This window comes from Paenibacillus sp. FSL P4-0184 (assembly GCF_038004625.1).
Taxonomy (GTDB): domain Bacteria; phylum Bacillota; class Bacilli; order Paenibacillales; family Paenibacillaceae; genus Paenibacillus_AQ.
In genome coordinates, this window is the sequence record NZ_JBBORN010000001.1 from 3396058 (window position 1) to 3416191 (window position 20134).

The following is a 20134-nucleotide window of genomic DNA, read 5'->3' on the forward strand; positions in this document are numbered from 1 at the left end:
ATGCCGAAGGAAGGCATAAAATGTATGTCCTTATCCGAACACTAGGGGAGAGAGGAATTTGCCAGGAGGGAAGGATGACAGGTGTATTATATTAAAGATGCCAAAATTCGCAGAATGATGGAGTATGATGGTGCGCCTTGTGCAGAAGTAGGTGTATTGCCAGGTGCTGTTAGTGATCCTGCGCTTTTGGTGTATATCGTAGAAGATCAGCGTGAAGAAGGCTATGAGATTGTCCGTATCCTCACTAACGACGCAGACACTTCTACCGATTGGTTTGATAACAATATGCATGATGCTTTTAAAGATGTGACTTCTAGCGCGTTTACAGGCAGTATGATTATGACGCCAGAAGATGAACGTTCCAAGTTTCAGAGAGAATTAATGACATACGGAGATTTAAAAAAGCAGCTGGAGCAGCATTTTCGGAATCTGGAGTAATATGGAGTAGAAATGAGGGTATCCGTAAGCTATGAAAATAGCTAGGATACCCTTGTTATTATTAAAACAGGATTAAGATTACTTATTTTCCAAAATGTTTGATCTTGAAAATTCTGCTGAATAAGGTATAATAAATATCGTTGCGTCAATACATATCATTAATTCTTATATGTCCCGGTAGCTCAGCTGGATAGAGCATGCGCCTTCTAAGCGCACGGTCAGGGGTTCGAATCCCTTCCGGGACGTCAAGTAACAGCCTTCCTTCGGGAGGGCTGTTTTTGCGTGCAGGGAAAGAGAAGCCCGGGTGGTTCGTCGGAGCATAAGCATCGATAGGATCAGCTTCGCAGTCAGTCCGAAAGGGCTGCATCCCGCTCGGGGCAAGTAACAGCCTTCCTTCGGGAGGGCTGTTTTTGCGTGCAGAGCATCCTCGCCAAAGTAAGTAAACTGAAGCTCTGACAGATAATTAGGGAAAATCTCCCTATAATTCAGAGCTTTCTACTCAATAAACTAATAATTAGGGAAATCCTCCCTGTAATTTAACTAATTCGTTGGCGAATATAGATATTCCCCGATTTTTAGGGAGGATCTCCCTCTTTTCATTCATTTCAAGCAATTATCGGCTAAATAGAGGGAGCTTTTCCCTAATTACTCTCAAAAAGGCCAACCCTATAATTTGGGTTGGCCTAATTATACGAAAAGAAGGTGCCGAGAAAGTAGCCTTCACTACTTTCTCGGCGCCTTGAGTCTTCCCGTGAGAAGGCTGCCTTGCATATGCCCACCGCTAAAGAAGCGGCCAAATCCCCTCCCAGACAGTATCTAGAATAGCTTGCATATTATCTTCCATACTGTTAATAGCGATTACTACTTGAGCATCCGGTACAACAATGCAGAATTGACCATGAGCGCCATCGGCACGATAAGCATCGTGCGTACACAACCAGAATTGACAGCCGTACCCTTGGCCCCAATCACCAGCTCCGTTATTTTCGATCTGCTTTTGTGTAACAAAATCAACCCAAGCTGCGGGAATAAGCTGCTGTCCCTTCCACATTCCTTTTTGCAAAAGAAGCTGTCCAAATCGGCTTAGTTCTTCCGTATTGATCTGAAGTCCGGCACAACCGAGGGTGATCCCTTGAGGGGCCGTTTCCCAATCGACGTTTTCTATGCCTAGTGGGGCAAAGAGACGGGGAACGAGGTAATCCTTTACGGTTTGTCCGACACGGGCCTGAACCATTGCAGAGATCATAATGGTATCCCCGCTGCTGTAGGTAAACTGTTCCCCAGGAGGTCTGTCTAAAGGTAGCGATAGATAATGTTGTATCCAATTTACATCCTTCAAGGCCAATCTTTCTTCAACCCAAAACGGTGGGGAATCATGCCCTGTACTCATACATAGTAAATCGAACAAGGTCAACTCCCCAGGTTGCATGGAAGGAAGGACTTCTTTATGAGTGAATGCATATTCTGGAAACACATCCTTAAGTGTTGTATTTAGTGATAGTTTTCCTTCTTCGATGGCTAGACCCACCGCCATGCATGTAAAAGATTTGCTGACCGAATGCTGCAAGCGCCGAATATCCTCTGCGAGATCCACTTTTCCCACTAACGTTCCATTTTGAAGCACACGAACATTGAACACATTCAATCCACGTTCGCGGATCTGGGCTTCGAAGCGAGTCATGTTTAACATAAAATGTAGCCCTCTCTTTCTTAGATTCCAATCTGGGATTAGGAAGTTTGGTAGTCGAAATCATAGAAAATGATGTGGAAACGTTTCCTCTGACTAGATATTAAATAGCTAAATCGATGCTATTCTATTCTTATTTCAAAGTCAATGCAAGCAGAAAGACTACTATTTAACATCAAAACAATTAAAATTTAAAACAAATTTGAGATGTGAATCATTTTTAGTCAAAAATCATAGGTTGACTTCTAAAAAATATCTGTCCATAATGAACGTATTAAGCGATTTAGATCCGAAAACAGTCAAAATGATGTCATGGGAAACGTTTCCCATCATTTCATGCGTTTCCACCAAGCTGATTATATCAGGTGCAGGGGAGCTCATTATAGGGGTGAAACAGGGGGAATTATGAATATCAAGGATATTGCAAGGCTATCAGGCGTTGGTATCGCCACGGTCTCCAGGGTAATTAATAACTCCGGTGTCGTAAGTGATGCAACCAGAGCTAAAGTAATGGCTGTTGTAAGAGAACATAATTACATTCCAAATGGAAATGCAAGCAATTTGAAAAAAACGCGTTCTAATACGATAGCACTTATGGTTAAGGGGATTGCAAATCCGTTTTTTGCAGACATGATCAAAGAAGTAGAGCGTCAAGTGAATCTGCGCGGCTGCCCGCTTCTGATCCAGCATGTTGAAGATGGAGTGGATGAGATCAATGCTGCTCTTCAGCTTGTGAAGGAAAAGAATTTATACGGGGTAATCTTTATGGGTGGTACATATGACCATTCTGAAGAAAAATTCAAACAATTGCCGATCCCATTCGTTTTGACTACCATCACGACTACGAAGGATGTTGATCCTGCCGTATTCTCCAGTGTGATCATTGATGATATGCAAGAGTCTTATAAAGCTGTGAGCTATCTAATTTCACTCGGACACCGGAACATTTGCTTTTTGGCCAGATTCCCTTTGGTTCAGCATACTACCGGAAACCGTCGTCTTATGGGTTATATTAAGGCGCTTGAGGATCATGGGATTGAGTATGATGCTTCCTTGGTGGAGGATTGTGAATACAGTCCAAGTTCTGGTTTTACGGCTACGAAAAGACTGCTGAATAAGAAAAAAGATATCACCGCTGTATTTGCCGCATCAGATACCATCGCTATCGGAGCTGCCAAGGCTTTATTGTCTTTGGGTCTATCGATTCCAAATGATATTTCGATCATCGGATTTGACGGTATAGAGATGGCAGAATACTATCACCCATCGCTGGATACGATTAGCCAACCTGGGGTGGATATGGCGAAAGCCAGTGTTGAAATTCTGTTTGACCTGATTTCGGGACAATCGGAGAACAAACATGTGGTATTCGAGTCTGTTTTGGTGAAGCGGGGATCTTGTAAGAAGATTAATAAACAAGCATAAACGCCTTCGGCGTCCTTATAAAGACGGTAAGCGTTTGAGCGAGAAATAGAAGGATAATTTATAGCGTAAGCATATAATTTCTTATATTTTAAAAAAGGTTCCGTAAGGAGATGACATATGGCACTTCTAACCGTTGAGACTGGTTCTCCTACCTTAAGAATGACAACGTCCATCAGTATCATCTCCCCCGTCGATTCGGGCAACACCACCGGAGGAACGCTCTATCTGTTACATGGTGCTGGCGATAATGCTAGTACATGGTACAGGCTGACCACCATTGAGCAGTATGCTAACAAATATGGCTGCACAGTCATAATGCCTCAGGTAGGCAGAAGCTATTATACAGATATGGAGTACGGACTGGATTACTTTCACTATGTTACGCAAGAGCTTCCTGAGCTTTGTGGCCGAATGTTGAGACTGGATGATGATCCGCAGAAGACGTATGTTGCCGGTCTATCGATGGGCGGATATGGGGCGCTAAAATGTGCGCTTACTTATCCCGATCGTTACAGCAAAGTAGTTTCCTTATCAGGCGTTACTGATATTCAGAAAAGATTGAAAGACCCGCAAATGTCTTCGGATATGGCGAGGGAGATGGCAGGCACTTTCGGAAAACGCTTACAAGTTAAGCCGGATCAAGATCTGTATGCTTTAGCGGCTAAATTGGTCGACGATAAACGTAAGCTGCCTTCAATTTTGACCTGCTGTGGCTCGGAAGATCCATTTGTGGAGATGAACCGGGAATTTGCTTCGCATATGCAAGCGAGTCCCTATACATTTCAATATGTTGAGACTCCGGGAACACATGAATGGAGATTCTGGGAGGAACATCTGAAGACAGCTTTTGATTTTTTGTACAACTAAGAGCAATGAGCAATTGCAGAAAGAGATATTATGGAGGATTTGAGATGAAAGACCAGCAACTGACGTCCCTGTTGAACCAGATGACGCTTGAAGAGAAAATAGCACAATTGCAGCAGCTAGCTGCTAATTTCTATGAAGGAGCGGAAGAAGGAGGGCAAATCACTGGCCCTATGGCATCCATGGGGATTACGGATCACATGATTGAGAACAGTGGTTCAGTACTTGGACTTTCGGGCGCAGAGCAAGTCATTGCCGTCCAAGAAGCTCATTTACGTAAAAATAGATTGGGTATTCCACTGCTGATGATGGCGGATATCGTGCATGGCTTTAAGACGATTTTTCCGGTGCCACTGGCGATTGGTTGCTCTTGGGATATGGAACGGGCGGAGCTAAGCGCTGAGATTGCTGCTAAAGAAGCGGCAGTATCTGGTGTACACGTTACTTTTGCACCTATGGCGGACCTTGTTCGGGACCCGCGTTGGGGAAGAGTGATGGAGTCTACCGGCGAAGATCCTTATTTGAATGGTAGGTTTGCCCGTGCATTTGTACGCGGGTTTCAGGGAAATGACTTGACGGGTGATGTAAGTCGTCTGGCGGCTTGCGTTAAGCACTTTGCAGCCTATGGTCTATCCGAAGGCGGACGGGATTATAATACAGTCGATTTATCAGAACGTCAGCTACGGGAATATTATCTGCCAGCCTATCGTGCAGCACTGGATGAGGGTGCAGAAATGGTTATGACTTCGTTCAACACGATTGACGGGATTCCAATAAGCGGAAACGTTAAGCTGCTTCGTCAGCTGCTGCGTGAGGAATGGGGCTTTGACGGCGTGTTGATCTCGGATTGGGGCGCGGTGAAGGAACTGATCCCACATGGTGTCGCCGAGGATGAGGCTGAAGCAGCACTTAAAGCTATCAAAGCTAGCGTGGATATTGAGATGATGACAGAGTGTTATGTGCACCAATTGCCAGCTCTTGTAGCTGGCGGGCAAGTGGATGAAAGTATCATTGATGAAGCCGTACTTCGTATTTTGAAATTGAAGCAAAGACTGGGCTTGTTTGAGAATCCGTTACGTGGGGCAGATATAGAGAAGGAGCGCGAGGTGATTTTCTGTGATGCTCACCGGACAGCAGCGAGAGAATTAGCGGTTAAATCCTGCGTTCTACTGAAGAATGATCAGGTTCTGCCGCTTGCGACAGAGCAGCGGGTTGCGCTAATCGGACCGTTTGCTAATAACGGAGATATTCTTGGACCATGGTCCTGGTTGGGTTCAACAGAAGAAGCTAGCCGTCTTGCTCCAGCTCTTGAAGCTCGTGCAGCTGCAGGTAAGGTTACCGTTGCAGAAGGCTCCGGGATTGAGAGCTTTACAGAAGAGCAATGGCTGGAGGCGAAAGCGGCAGCGCTGGAAGCCGATGTGATTGTGCTGGCGCTTGGAGAACATTCGGATATGAGCGGAGAAGCTGGAAGTCGTTCGGATATCCGCTTGCCGGAAGCGCAGCGTGAGCTTTTGCAACGTATGAAGACGCTGGGTAAGCCTATTGTGGTGGTGTTGTTTAACGGACGCCCACTGGATCTTAGTGGTGTGATCGAGAATGCGGATGCCATTCTGGAAGCCTGGTTCCCAGGAAGCGAGGGCGGTGCTGCGATTACCAGTCTACTGTATGGTGACGAGAATCCGTCAGGAAGATTAACGATGTCTTTCCCTATATCTGTTGGGCAAATTCCGGTCTATTACAATCATTTCAACACTGGACGTCCTCTACATGCACCGGGTGCGGACAAACGTTATGTCTCACAATATCTGGACATTCCTAATGAACCGTTCCTGCCATTTGGCTTTGGTCTTAGCTATACGACATTTGGCTACAGTGAACCGATCCTTTCCGGTGAAATAATGACGAAGGATCAGCCTATTAAAGTAACTGTTACGGTGACTAATACAGGCAATGTACAAGGTGAAGAGGTAGTGCAGCTCTATATCCGAGACATTTCAGGAGAAGTTGTTAGACCAATGAAGGAACTGAAAGACTTTGCCAAGATCAGCCTCTCCCCGGGAGAAAGCCAAGAAGTGAGCTTTACGCTTACAGAAGAACAGCTTCGTTACTATCATAGCGATTTAAGCTTTAGCAGTGATCCGGGACAATTCAAATTGTTTGTGGGTCCAAATAGCCAAGAGGTTAAAGAACGCGATTTTCGCTTAACATTAGCTTAAGTAGAATATATACGACACAGGCTGTCGTAATAGAGGAGTGCAAGAATATGACTACTAATATGAATTCTAACATCCATTTAAACGCTGGAGACTTATCATTCACTTTTACAAACAGCGGGGACTTGTTCCAAGTTCTCCATGAACGGACAATGATCAATCAATTGCTGCCTAATATCGTGGATGGCTCCTTATCCAACCTATATTTACGCATTCATAGTAATGGAAGCATTCAAGCTGTTCCTTTGCTGGGCATTCATTCCTCAAGCACTGTACGTAAGGCTGGGAACCGCTTGGTTTGGGAAGGTACTGCGGAAAATATCGAGTATCAGGTTATTTTTACTCCGACGGCTCAAGGCGCTTGGTTCTGGGACGTGAAGCTTACAGGTCAAGATACAGATGTGGATCTCGTGTACGGACAAGACGTGGGTATTGCCGATATCGGCGCAGTTCGCAGTAATGAGGCCTACCTGTCACAATATATTGACCATGCCGTATTCGAGGATGAGTCAAAGGGATATGTCGTATGCTCCAGACAGAATCAGCCGCAAGGTGGCAAATTCCCATATTTGCAGCAAGGTGCAATCACTAAGGCAGCAAGCTTCTCAACAGATGGTTTCCAATTCTTTGGATTGTCTTATAAAGAGACAAATCAACCAGAAAGCCTGAGCCGTGAGCAATTAAGTAATGAAATCTATCAATATGAATTCGCTTATACTGCGCTGCAATCGGAGCGGGTGAAGCTGAGTGGGGAAGCCCAGTTTGTATTTTATGGATTGTTCAAGCAAGATCATCCAGAAGCGATTACCTCGTTAGAATTCACGAAGGATGTTGCTGCGGCTTGGGAAACGGTAAAAGAGTTGCCTTTAGAAGCTGAAGCACCGCTAGAACGTTCTTTCTTGACAAAAGATCTGGGAGCACCACTAGCTGCAAATTCTCTGACGAGTGAAGAGATCGAAGCCTTGTTCCCGGTTCGCTATCAAGAGGAAAAAGAGGGAGACCAGCTTCTGTCTTTCTTCACGGAAAATTATGAGCATGTTGTATTGAAAGAGAAGGAACTTAAGGTAGAGCGTCCTCATGGTCATATTCTAATGAGTGGGGACAACGCTCGACTTAACGATAAGGTTATCACGACAACTTCTTATATGTACGGGATCTTTAACTCCCAAGTAGTCATTGGCAATACCAATTTCAACAAGCTAATGTCCAATCCTAGAAATGCGCTTAATATTCCAAAAGCTTCGGGACAACGAATCTATGTGCAGTGGAATGGCGAATACCGCCTCTTGACCATGCCTTCATTGTTCGAGGTTGGTTTCAACTATGCCCGTTGGTATTACAGAACAGATGGCGAATGCTTCATTATTACGAACTACACTACTGCAGATTCTCCGGAGATATTCCTGAATGTGCGTACGGAAAGTGGAAAAGCTTATCGCTATCTAGTCACTAATCAAATCACTATGAACGTTAATGAATACGAGCTTCCATATCAATTCAAGCAAGAAGGAGGAACCATAACCTTCTCGGCTGATAGAAGCGCACTAAGTGCAGGAGAATATCCTGATCTGCAGTATAAATTCCAGGTACAGGGAGCGGATTTCACTCTTCAAAATGAAGGTAGACTTGTCTCTCATGCTGAGAAGTCTGATGCACCGCTAGCTATTCTGGAACTGTCGGAGAGCAGTGAGTGGACATTGAACATTCAAGGTCTTCTGGATGGTAAGGAGATTCAATCGAGCAGCGGTACAGCTGAAGAGGAGATTTCCGCATACCGCGAATTCTACAGCGGGGTTATGAATGGCTTCCGCTTGACGTTAGGTGATGGGTCCGAAGGTGAGTTGTTTAAGGTAAATGCTCTGGCTTGGTGGTATACACATAATATGCTCGTCCATTATTCAGTCCCTCACGGATTGGAACAATACGGCGGCGCTGCTTGGGGAACCCGTGACGTGTGTCAGGGACCAGTGGAATACTTCATGGCTACGCAAAAATACGATCAGGTTCGTGAAATATTGCTGACCCTGTATGCTCATCAATATGAAGATGATGGTAACTGGCCACAGTGGTTCATGTTTGATAAATATACGAAGATTCAGCAAGAGGAGAGCCATGGAGATATTATTGTATGGCCACTCAAAGTGCTTGGAGACTATTTGGCGGTAACGCAAGACTACAGTATTTTGCAAGCGACTGTACCTTATACTCGTAAGCATAGCTTTGATTTTACAGAGGAAAAAGCGACGCTGCTGGATCATGCACGGAAGGAAGTTGCTTATATTAAGAATCACTTCCTGCATGACACGCATTTGTCCTCGTACGGTGATGGAGACTGGGATGATACACTCCAGCCTGCAAATCCACAGCTGAAGCAGTACATGGTTAGCAGTTGGACAGTGGCGCTTACCTATCAGACATTGAATCAGTTCTCAGAAGTGCTTCATAAAGTTGATCCAGCAGGTTCGGAAGAGCTGAAAGCGATGGTGGAGGGAATTCGTGAGGATTTCAACACACATATGCTTCAATCTGAGGTAATTCCAGGCTTCTTGTATATGGAGGACCCAGAGCAAGTGAAGCTTATGGTGCATCCAAGCGATACGGAAACAGGGATCCAATACCGTCTGCTGCCAATGACGCGCAGTATGATCAGTGAGCTGCTTACACCAGAACAAGCTGAAGCGCACTATGAAGTAATCCAGGATAAACTGTTCTGTCCAGACGGCGTTCGTCTGATGAACCGTCCAGCTCAATATGTTGGCGGCGTAAGCACCCATTTCAAACGTGCGGAGCAAGCTTCTAACTTTGGTCGGGAAATTGGACTTCAATATGTACATGCACACATCCGTTATGTAGAAGCTATGGCTAAGCTAGGGAAAACCGATCAGGTCTGGAATGGCCTAGCGGCGATCAATCCGATCGGAATCCGCGACGTGGTGCCAAACGCTGAACTCCGTCAGGCTAACTCTTATTTCAGTAGCTCGGATGGTAAATTTAACACCCGTTACGAGGCACAGGAGAATTTCGATAAACTGCGTAATGGTGACGTAGCGGTTAAAGGTGGCTGGAGAATCTATTCAAGCGGTCCTGGGATCTACATGAACCAGTTGATCTCGAATGCACTGGGGATCCGTACGGAAGGCGGAGATTTAATCGTCGATCCAATTCTGCCGGAGTCGCTGGACGGAATGCGCTTTAGCTTTGAATATGCAGGCACTAAGGTAGACTTTATTTATCACCTTTCGGGCTCTGATAACAGTCGGATTACTGTTAACGGTACAGAAGTACAAGCGGAAGGTACGCTTAATCGCTACCGTAGTGGCGGTATCCGTATCAAACGTGAGGACTTTGATCGCCTCTGCGTAGAAGCTGGAAATGTGATAGACATTTATAAGTAAGATAATAAAAGAAGGGCAATCTCCGCGATAAGCGTGGAGATTGCCCTTTTTGTACTACATACGGCTCGGTGTCGGTAACCCAAGCACCTCTAGCACATCACCTAAAGTGTCCTTAAATCTCGAAGTGAGCCAGAGGCGGAACGCGATGGTAGCCTCCTCACCTTTTAAAATCGGACATATAGAATAGAAGTTATTGAAAAGTGTGGCTAAGGTATGAGCGTACGTGCAGAGTATATTCGGCGTCAATTCTATGCTGCCAGAATACAATGTCTCCTGCCAGAGGCTAAGCTGTCTCAGCAAAGCGAGCTCTGCTTTTTCCATTTCGAGTGGAAATTGAAGCTTTGAGGCATCTGTGATGAATGGGATTGTAGATTTGCTCAAAACACTGCTGGCACGGGCATAGGTGTACATCAGATAAACCCCGGTATTACCGGATATTTCGGTAGCCTGTTTGAAATCAAACACGATTTCCGTTCCCAGGTTAAACCGCAGCAGATAATAACGAATAGCAGCAGCTGCAATGATATGGCTGGAAAGACCCTCTTTATCGGAGCGCGAATGTTCTATGTTCTGTTCCATAAGCTTTACTAAATCGCTCACCTTAACGCCGATTCCTTGGCGCCCGGACATGGCATAAGAAGATTTCCCTTCTGAAACATCTATCCCCAGCTCAGCAGCAGAGGCCGGACTGAGAGAAACAACGCCATAACTTACATGATGGAGCTTCTCAGCCTGCTCGTTATATCCTAGTGCTCCTAAAGCCTGCTTAACCATTTGTTGCGGATATTCCTGTCTATAATCGATCACGTTAATAACACGGTCGGCATGTCCATAAGGCTCAGGGGTTCCAGTTAAACCTGTGGTCCATAAACCAGACGAGAATTCACTGTAGGTGAAATCTTTGGATAGTAGACCGAATTTCCAGAGATGATAAGCAATGTCTTTGGCTGTATATGTCAAAATCCCATTCGAACGCACAAGCACCTTATCCATCTGATGATCCTCTGACTCCGCTCCACTGCTAACCTCTGTCCCTTGCTTTAGCACCCAGCAGCCCGCAAGTTTGCCTTCAGTCTCCTGTACAAAAACTGCCGTTTGCTTCAATAGCTCAGATGCGGCTGTCCAGAAGCCCTCTTTTAAAATATTGCTCTCCCACACCAGCAGGTCATAGTGAATACCAAAACGCTTCATTTCCGATATATGTTCTCTCACAATACGTTCAGCGACTAGGTTGCCCAGCCACGCCTCATTACCATCACCCTGTTCAAGGGCATGCAGCATATCCGTGCGCTTGTGAGTGATCTCTGGATTCCGTGCATATTCTTTGTTCACTTTGGCATATAGATCCCAGCAATAATCACCGAAACGTTGATGTTCCCCTTCTAAAGGTACATTTAATAAACCAACGACTGTATCTGCCAGCTGGTTGCCCAGATCATCCACGTAGTTATGGACCTCTACGTTATGTCCGGTTCTTTTCATTATTCTGACCAGCGCATCGCCGATGCAAGCATTTCTCAGATGACCTACATGAGCAGCTTTATTTGGATTGATTGAAGTGTGCTCTATGATGACCTTTTCCCTTGTGCTGTCAGGCAGATTAAAGGAATGTTTAGCCCACACCTGCCAATTCATATACAAATTAATAAATCCAGGAGCAGCTACTTCGACTTTTTGTAAAAGACCCGTGTAACTCTCTTGTAATTTAATTTCTGCTTTTACTAACTCTGCTATGTCGAGAGGGGATTTACGCAGGAGTTTGGCTAGCTGCATAGCAATATTGCAGGAATAATCACCATGCTCTAGATTAGCTGGCTGTTCGATCAGAATTGCAACATCGTTTGGGTAGGCAACTTCTAAGGTGTGGAATACTTTTTTTACACTTTGTTCAATGCTGTGTTTGATGATTTGACTTAACATTTTATACCCTCCTTTAAAAATACAAAAAAGCCCTCGTCTCAAAAGAGACGAGGGCTTTAGCGCTCGCGGTACCACTCTCGTTGCTAAACAGATGTTTAGCCACCTTACAGGATAACGGTCTTCAGCCGGGACTTCCTACTTAGGTTCAGAAGTCCATCTCACGGGTGCGCTTCATTAGGTGATCTGTACCGGCTTGCACTTACCCGGCTCGCTGTGGACTAGAACACGTTAACTACTCTCCCGCTCATCGATGCTTGAATAATTTTTATCAGTATAACGAATATTTAGAAAAAAGCAATAGGGTGTTACTCAGTAAAGTCTAGAAGATGCTTGAGTTTTAGATTGTCCGATTAGTAGATTACAAATTCAAAGAATAGAAGGTTGTCTTTTTTTCGGGTGGCAATTCCTTTGCTTAAATGTCCACACATTAACTTTAAATACAGAATATTACTATATAGAGCTATTAGTTATGAACCATGTTACTAGTGTTGTAGTTTTTAATCTTTCGAACTGCTGGTGGAAGGGAGGAGTGAATAGAGATGGCTTTATTTTCAACTGGACCTATAGATAATAGTCCAATTCTGGGGATCAGACAGACGCAAATGGTAACAGTAAAAGTAGTTAATCGTGATTCCCTTAATTCTTATAATCTAGTCATTCAAGGGTTTTTACTAGATGGATCAAGAACGATGTATGTGAATGAAATGGTGAGTCTCGCACCTAACCAAGTTTTAACTAGGAATTATTTTGCTGATTTAGACGCATTTGAATTTGAGTTTGCAACCTTAGAAGAAATTGAAGAAGAGATAGGGATCTCATTTTGGGGAAAACAGAATTCAGGGGGATTGGTAGATTCTCATCGCGTAGTAGCATGGGAAAAACATGCAGGAATAATCTAAAGGAGTGTTGAGAATTGAGCTATTTATCTACCGGGCCGATAGATAATACCATGGTGGGAGGTATACGACCTACTCAACATGTTACGATCAAAATCGATAACCGAAGCGACGTTATTTCTTCTACGGTTCTTGTCCAAGGTTATTATATGAATGGGACAAGAACTTTATATGTTAGTGAGCTTGTTAACGTTATGCCTGATCAAGTTGTAACAAAGGACTATTATGCGGATTTTGATGCATTTGAATTTATTTTTACGACTTTAAGCCTGGTAGATGATCCTATTCAAATTTCTATATGGGGAAAAAATAGTGTAGGTCAAGTCGTGACTGCTCACCGACTTGTCCATTCAGAATTATACGGAGCAACGGTAGGGACAACTGGTGCTACAGGTGCAAATGGAGCGACAGGAGCAACAGGTGCGGATGGAGCAGATGGAGCGACAGGGGCAACGGGTGCGGATGGAGCAACTGGAGTCGCCGGAGCGACTGGTGCGACAGGGGCAGCCGGAGCAGACGGGGCGACAGGAGCAACAGGAGCAACAGGAGCCGACGGAGTGACTGGTGCAACAGGGGCAGCCGGAGGAGCGACCGGAGCAACGGGAGCAGATGGAGCGACCGGAGCAACGGGAGCCGATGGAGTGACCGGAGCAACGGGAGCCGATGGAGTGACTGGAGCGACGGGAGCGGCAGGTGTAACTGGCGCAACGGGAGCGGCAGGTGTAACTGGAGCAACAGGGGCAACGGGAGCCGATGGAGCAACGGGAGCCGACGGAGTGACAGGAGCAACGGGAGCCGATGGAGCGACAGGAGCAACAGGAGTAACGGGAGCCGATGGAGTGACTGGAGCAACGGGAGCGGCAGGTGTAACTGGAGCAACGGGAGCGGCAGGTGTAACTGGAGCAACGGGAGCGGCAGGTGTAACTGGAGCAACAGGGGCAACTGGAGCCGATGGAGCAACGGGAGCCGACGGAGTGACAGGAGCAACGGGAGCCGATGGAGCGACAGGAGCAACAGGAGCCGATGGAGCAATAGGAGCAACAGGAGCAACAGGAGCCGATGGAGCAACAGGAGCAACAGGAGCCGATGGAGTGACTGGAGCAACGGGAGCCGATGGAGTGACTGGTGCAACGGGAGCCGATGGAGTGACAGGGGCAACAGGAGCAGCTGGAGCGACTGGGGCAACGGGAGCGGCAGGTGTAACTGGAGCAACGGGAGCGACTGGAGCAACAGGGGCAGCTGGAGCGACTGGAGCAACGGGAGCCGACGGAGTGACAGGGGCAACAGGAGCAGCTGGAGTGACAGGGGCAACAGGAGCGGCAGGTGTAACTGGAGCAACGGGAGCCGACGGAGTGACAGGAGCAACCGGAGCAGCTGGAGCGACTGGGGCAACGGGAGCGGCAGGTGTAACTGGAGCAACGGGAGCGGCAGGTGTAACTGGAGCAACGGGAGCCGACGGAGTGACTGGAGCGACGGGAGCGGCAGGTGTAACTGGAGCAACAGGAGCCGATGGAGTGACCGGGGCAACGGGAGCCGACGGGGTGACTGGAGCAACAGGGGCAGCTGGAGTGACAGGAGCAACCGGAGCAGCTGGAGCGACTGGAGCAACCGGAGCAGCTGGAGTAACTGGAGCAACAGGAGCGACTGGAGCAACCGGAGCTGATGGAGCGACTGGAGCAACCGGAGCAGCTGGAGTAACTGGAGCAACAGGAGCGACTGGAGCAACCGGGGCAGCTGGAGCGACTGGAGCAACGGGAGCCGACGGAGTGACAGGGGCAACAGGAGCAGCTGGAGTGACAGGGGCAACAGGAGCGGCAGGTGTAACTGGAGCAACGGGAGCCGACGGAGTGACAGGAGCAACCGGAGCAACCGGAGCAGCTGGAGCGACTGGGGCAACGGGAGCGGCAGGTGTAACTGGAGCAACGGGAGCCGACGGAGTGACTGGAGCGACGGGAGCGGCAGGTGTAACTGGAGCAACAGGAGCCGATGGAGTGACCGGGGCAACGGGAGCCGACGGGGTGACTGGAGCAACAGGGGCAGCTGGAGTGACAGGAGCAACCGGAGCAGCTGGAGCGACTGGAGCAACCGGAGCGACTGGTGTAACGGGAGTAACAGGAATAACTGGAGTGACAGGAGCAACAGGGCCGAATATTCAAGCTGAGGGATTCTCTGCGTTCCTATCAGCTTTGTCAGTTTCTACTTCTTCCCAACTGACTGGATGGTCTGTGGCTTCTCCTTTCTATTCTGATCCTTCCTTTAACCCCGTTACGGGAAATTACACAGTTCCGACAACGGGTAGATATTCTATTGAAGCGACCATTAACTATTCCACAACTGCCTCAATCTCAATTAGTCTTGGTAGTGGGGTTAATCCAGCTTTCGTAGTTCAGAGAACTTCTCCTACTTCAACAAATTTGGTAAGTGGATTATTCCCTGTGTTGGATGTGAATGTTGCGCTTATTCTAGATTTGAGAGCTATTTTGGGAAGTGGGACTGTAACGCTGGTTGGAGAATTTGCACTAACAGCAGGTGATGTTATTGGCTTGTTCTATGTTTCTAATGGCTTGACGGTTCCTTTGAATCTGGGCGGTGCCAATACTTCGGGTATAGTTTGGTCTGTTCATGAATTGACGTAAATTTATCTCTGAGTTAATGGTACAAAGAGGGGATACTCTGTAGCCGTAAGTAAGGCTTACTGAGTTATCCTCTGTTTTGTTAACGGAACAAGTTTTGGGCAGAACGGAATAATGCTTCCAAGATTTTCAGTCTAATTGAATGATGATAGATTTCCAGAGTTTTTAAAGTAGGATTCAATATGTATAGTAGTAGCTTTTGATGGATGTCCACATCTTAAGGGGAGATAAGAATATTACTATTAAGAGCCGAAAACTTCCAACTGAAAAATATAATAGGCTCATTGTTAGCAAATTTAGAGTAGATCGGAGGAATGATTATAGTAACGCTACTATTAAGAATTTTTTGTAGGACAATCTTGTTGTAGTCGATCTATTTAAAGATAAAAGGAGTTGGGAAATTGAGCTACTTATCTACTGGGCCTATAGAAAACAATCTGGTAGGTGGTGAAAGACCCACCCAGCTTATTACGATTAAGCTTGTTAATCAGAGCGATGTCACTGCGGCAGCGATTCAAATCGAAGGCTATTATATGAATGGTACTAGAACACTATATGTTAGTGAACTTCATACTGTGGGACCTAATCAAGTGAAAACGAATGATTATTATGCAGATTTTGATTCATTTGAATTTTTATTCACAACAACAGCTCAGATAGACGATCCTATTCAAATCTCTGTTTGGGGAAAAAGCAGCACAGGTCAATTAGTGACTGCTCATAGGCTTGTCTATTCTGAATTATATGGTGATAATATTGGATTTACAGGAGCCACCGGAGGCACAGGAGCGACGGGAAGTGCAGGAGACACCGGAGCAACCGGAGCAACGGGAACAACTGGAGCAACCGGAAGCACCGGAGCAAACGGAGTAGCAGGAGCAACCGGAAGCACCGGAGCAAACGGAGTAGCAGGAGCAACCGGAAGCACCGGAGCAACCGGAAGCACCGGAGCAACAGGAGCAACCGGAGCAACGGGAGCAACAGGAAGCACCGGAGCAACGGGAATAACAGGAGCAACCGGAAGCACCGGAGCAACAGGAGTAACGGGAGCAACGGGAATAACAGGAGGAACTGGAGTAACAGGAGCAACGGGACTCTCTTTTGCACCAGTGAACCGCATATATGTTGCAAACAATCAAAGCGATAACGTTTCGGTGATTAACGGTCTAACCAATACCGTAATCGGTACAATTAATGTCGGTGATGGTCCTTTTGGTGTTGGGGTCAACACCTTCGCTAATAAGATTTACGTTGCAAATTCACAATTAGACAATGTTTCAGTGATCGATGGTTTTACCAATACCGTAATTGCTACAATCCCCGTTGAAAGTAGACCATTGGGAGTAGATGTTAACCCTTCTACCAATCGGATTTATGTAGCAAACAACAACAATAGCTCTGTTTCAGTAATAAATGGTTCAGACGATACTGTAATTGCTACTATACCCGGTTTTAGCGGGCCGTTTGCAGTCGGAGTCAATCCATCTACAAATAGCATCTATGTGACAAATCAAAGTTTAGACAACGTAATGGTAATAGACGGTATCACCAACAGTGTGTTTACTACCATTCCAGTTGGAGATAACCCTGTAGGTATAGGAGTTAACCCAATCTCGAATAAGGTATATGTTGCTAACGCTAGTAGTAGTAATGTAACAGTTATTAACAGTTTAACAAATACCGCAGTTGTTACGATTCCTGTTACCAGCGTAACAAGTATAGGAGTAAATCCTTTAACCAATCGAATTTATGCAGCAGGTTCCAACAATATTACGGTAATTGACGGATTAGCTGATAGTATACTTACAGATATTCCGCTCATTCTATTTTCGCCAGGAACTGACGGAGTGGGAGTAAACCCTTCTACAAACACAATCTATGCATCGAGTCAATTTGCTGATTCGGTTTTAGTATTCAGTGGATCTACCAATACTCAAATTACATCTATCACGGTTGGTGATTCCCCCTTTGGGGTAGGAGTCAGTACGTAATTCTGTCCATGAGACGAGGGGAGATGGTTATGGCCATTCAATATCCATTTTTTGGGTACGGGGCTAATGTTGATTGTGCCGACCAACTTCTTCACGGCCTTGCAAGGGCAAACCTTCGAGGGCGTAACAATTATTGCACCACCCACGACTGCTTTTGCCCAGTTATCCTTCAGCTTGTCGCAGAGGGTTCCCGCTTGCAACATCCTGGTGGATGAGGTTATTGTGATGCGTACACAGGAAGTTAACGGAGCAACAGGAGATACTTATGCACCTGGGCCGAACGTCCAACAAGAGGGATTCTCAGCATTTTTTCCTACATTTTCAGTTGCCACATCATCTCAAATCACAGGTTAGAGTGTAACGACATCTTATTATGATAGTGTGAAACTCAATGTAACTTCTGGCAACTATACTATTCCGGCTACAGGTAAATATCCATTTGTAGCGACTATCAATTATTCCACAACTACTACAATCACAGTAAGTCTTGGTGCTAGGATTCCATCCTTCGTAGTCCGGAGAACATCCCCTACTATAACTGATTTGGTAAGTGGCTTGTTTCCTTACTAAATGCGAATGTAGCGATCGTTTTATCTTTGAGAGCTATTTTGGGAAGTGGGACTGTAACGTTGGTTGGAGAATTTGCACTAACAGCAGGTGATGTTATTGGTTTGTTCTATGTTTCTAATGGCTTGACGGTTCCTTTGAATCTGGGCGGTGCCAATACTTCGGGTATAGTTTGGTCTGTTCATGAATTGACGTAAATTTATCTCTGAGTTGATGGTACAAAGAGGGGATACTCTGTAGCCGTAAGTAAGGCTTACTGAGTTCTCCTCTGTTTTGTTAACGGGACAAGTTTTGGGCAGAACGGAATAATGCTCCTAAGAGTTAAAATCTATTGAATATTGATAGATTTTAGATTTTTCCAATAGCACTCAATATGTATAGTAGTAACTTTTGATAGATGTCCACACATTAAAAAGAGAAAAGAATATTACTATTAAGAGCCGAAAATTTCCAACTGAAAAATATAATAGGCTCATTGTTAGCGAATTTAGAGTAGATCGGAGGAATGATTATAGTAACGCTACTATTTAGAATTTTTTGCAGGCAATCTATTTAAAAATAAAGGAGTTGATAACTTGAGTTATCTATCTACTGGACCTATAGAAAACAATCTGGTAAGCGGTGAAAGACCCACTCAGCTTGTTACTATTAAACTTGTTAATCAGAGTGATGTCACTGCGTCGTTGATTCAAGTCGAAGGATATTATATGAACGGTACAAGAACACTATATGTTAGTGAACTTCATACTGTGGGACCTAATGAAGTACTAACAAATGATTATTATGCAAATTTTGATTCATTCGAATTTTCATTTTCAACACCAACTTTGATAGACGATCCTATTCAAATCTCTGTATGGGGAAAAAGCAGCACAGGTCAATTAGTGACTGCTCATCGGCTTGTCTACTCTGAACTGTATGGTGAAAATATAGGTTATTCAGGAGCCACTGGAGCCACCGGAGATACCGGAGCGACAGGAAGCGCAGGTGCAACAGGAGCGACAGGAGGCGCAGGAGTTACCGGAGCGACAGGAAGCGCAGGTGCAACAGGAGCAACGGGAAGCGCAGGTGCAACAGGAGCGACGGGAAGCGCAGGTGCAACAGGAGCGACAGGAAGCGCAGGAGTTACCGGAGCAACGGGAAGCGCAGGTGCAACAGGAGCGACGGGAAGCGCTGGAGTTACCGGAGCAACGGGAAGTTCAGGTGCAACAGGAGCGACAGGAAGCGCAGGGGTTACCGGAGCGACAGGAAGCGCAGGAGTTACCGGAGCGACGGGAAGCGCAGGTGCAACAGGAGCGACGGGAAGCGCAGGTGCAACAGGAGCGACGGGAAGCGCAGGTGCAACAGGAGTGACAGGAAGCGCAGGTGCAACAGGAGCGACGGGAAGCGCAGGTGCAACAGGAGCGACGGGAAGCGCAGGTGCAACAGGAGTGACAGGAAGCGCAGGTGCAACAGGAGCCACAGGAAGTGCTGGCGCAACTGGAGCGACTGGAGTGACAGGAACAACCGGAGCAACGGGACCTACTGGTTCAGGTGCAATCATTCCTTATGCTTCTGGTCTTCCTGTAGCTATGACAACTGTATTAGGAGGCTTGCTGAATACTTCAAGTATCGTAGGATTCGGAAGTAGTGCGACGAATATTAGTGCTGCTGGCGGTACGATAGATCTCACCGGAGCGGCCGGAACCTTGCTGAACTTTGCATTCTCAGTACCACGCACCGGAACGATTACTTCTTTGGCGGCCTATTTCAGCACAACAGCAGCGCTTAGTTTATTAGGTTCTACAGTAACAATCACTGCTCAATTATACAGTTCTTCTACCCCTAACAATACCTTTACTGCAGTCCCTGGTGCTGTAGTCACATTAAGTCCTCCATTTACAGGTGTCCTTTCACTTGGCACAATTAGCAGTGGTAATACCACAGGTTTGAGCATTCCTGTAACTGTGGGAGAGCGCTTGTTGTTGGTCTTTACTTCAACAGTATCAGCCGGAGTCGACGTTGCTACAACCATTGCAGGCTACGCTAGTGCAGGAGTTACAATCGCATAATCTGATGATGATTATGACGTATTTACTACAGAAAAAGGGATATCCGAAAAGCCG

At 46.1% G+C, this 20134-nt stretch carries 13 protein-coding genes, 1 tRNA gene and 1 other annotated feature; of the genes, 12 read left to right on the forward strand and 2 right to left on the reverse strand.

The annotated features are described in order from the left end of the window. Nucleotides 1-81: 81 nt before the first annotated feature. Together MKY52_RS14815 and MKY52_RS14820 are read left to right on the forward strand one after the other, a co-directional pair. Nucleotides 82-438 (forward strand): hypothetical protein, encoded by a 357-nt coding sequence (locus tag MKY52_RS14815; protein WP_076286059.1) that lies wholly within the window; start codon nt 82-84, stop codon nt 436-438. Nucleotides 439-609: 171 nt separating this feature from the next. Beyond that, nucleotides 610-683: transfer RNA gene (locus MKY52_RS14820), tRNA-Arg, on the forward strand. A 536-nt stretch (nt 684-1219) separates the two neighbouring features. Here MKY52_RS14820 and MKY52_RS14825 read toward each other — a convergent pair. After that, on the reverse strand, nt 1220-2128 hold the full coding sequence (locus MKY52_RS14825; protein WP_341052031.1) for a serine hydrolase domain-containing protein: 909 nt from the start codon (nt 2126-2128) through the stop codon (nt 1220-1222). A 402-nt stretch (nt 2129-2530) separates the two neighbouring features. On the opposite strand from MKY52_RS14825, the gene MKY52_RS14830 reads away from it, so the two are divergent. The 4 genes from MKY52_RS14830 to MKY52_RS14845 all read left to right on the forward strand — a co-directional run bounded on the left by MKY52_RS14830 (nt 2531) and on the right by MKY52_RS14845 (nt 10022). Beyond that, complete coding sequence (locus MKY52_RS14830; RefSeq protein ID WP_042191311.1) at nt 2531-3550, forward strand: LacI family DNA-binding transcriptional regulator; 1020 nt, start codon at nt 2531-2533, stop codon at nt 3548-3550. A gap of 117 nt (nt 3551-3667) precedes the next feature. After that, nucleotides 3668-4417: an alpha/beta hydrolase gene (locus tag MKY52_RS14835; RefSeq protein WP_341052033.1), complete on the forward strand. Its 750-nt coding sequence runs from the start codon at nt 3668-3670 to the stop codon at nt 4415-4417. A 44-nt stretch (nt 4418-4461) separates the two neighbouring features. After that, a complete protein-coding gene (locus MKY52_RS14840; RefSeq protein ID WP_341052034.1) occupies nt 4462-6630 on the forward strand; it encodes a glycoside hydrolase family 3 N-terminal domain-containing protein in 2169 nt (722 codons plus the stop codon). Nucleotides 6631-6677: 47 nt separating this feature from the next. Beyond that, nucleotides 6678-10022 (forward strand): GH36-type glycosyl hydrolase domain-containing protein, encoded by a 3345-nt coding sequence (locus MKY52_RS14845; protein WP_341052036.1) that lies wholly within the window; start codon nt 6678-6680, stop codon nt 10020-10022. Between the two features lie 54 nt (nt 10023-10076). On the opposite strand, the gene MKY52_RS14850 is transcribed toward MKY52_RS14845, so the two are convergent. Beyond that, a complete protein-coding gene (locus MKY52_RS14850; protein WP_341052038.1) occupies nt 10077-11942 on the reverse strand; it encodes an arginine--tRNA ligase in 1866 nt (621 codons plus the stop codon). Nucleotides 11943-11982: 40 nt separating this feature from the next. Then, nucleotides 11983-12199, reverse strand: a binding site (T-box leader). A gap of 282 nt (nt 12200-12481) precedes the next feature. On the opposite strand from MKY52_RS14850, the gene MKY52_RS14855 reads away from it, so the two are divergent. The 6 genes from MKY52_RS14855 (at nt 12482) to MKY52_RS14880 (ending at nt 20080) form a co-directional block, all read left to right on the forward strand. Then, entirely contained in the window at nt 12482-12841 is a 360-nt protein-coding gene (locus MKY52_RS14855; RefSeq protein ID WP_341052041.1) for a hypothetical protein, read from the forward strand. Between the two features lie 14 nt (nt 12842-12855). After that, nucleotides 12856-15474: a beta strand repeat-containing protein gene (locus MKY52_RS14860; protein WP_341052042.1), complete on the forward strand. Its 2619-nt coding sequence runs from the start codon at nt 12856-12858 to the stop codon at nt 15472-15474. A 398-nt stretch (nt 15475-15872) separates the two neighbouring features. Next, nucleotides 15873-17462 (forward strand): YncE family protein, encoded by a 1590-nt coding sequence (locus MKY52_RS14865; protein WP_341052044.1) that lies wholly within the window; start codon nt 15873-15875, stop codon nt 17460-17462. A 66-nt stretch (nt 17463-17528) separates the two neighbouring features. Further along, nucleotides 17529-17816, forward strand: coding sequence for a hypothetical protein (locus tag MKY52_RS14870; protein ID WP_341052045.1), 288 nt, complete (start codon nt 17529-17531; stop codon nt 17814-17816). Between the two features lie 242 nt (nt 17817-18058). Then, nucleotides 18059-18226: a hypothetical protein gene (locus MKY52_RS14875; RefSeq protein ID WP_341052049.1), complete on the forward strand. Its 168-nt coding sequence runs from the start codon at nt 18059-18061 to the stop codon at nt 18224-18226. A gap of 378 nt (nt 18227-18604) precedes the next feature. Next, nucleotides 18605-20080 (forward strand): exosporium glycoprotein BclB-related protein, encoded by a 1476-nt coding sequence (locus MKY52_RS14880; RefSeq protein ID WP_341052052.1) that lies wholly within the window; start codon nt 18605-18607, stop codon nt 20078-20080. Nucleotides 20081-20134 lie beyond the last annotated feature (54 nt).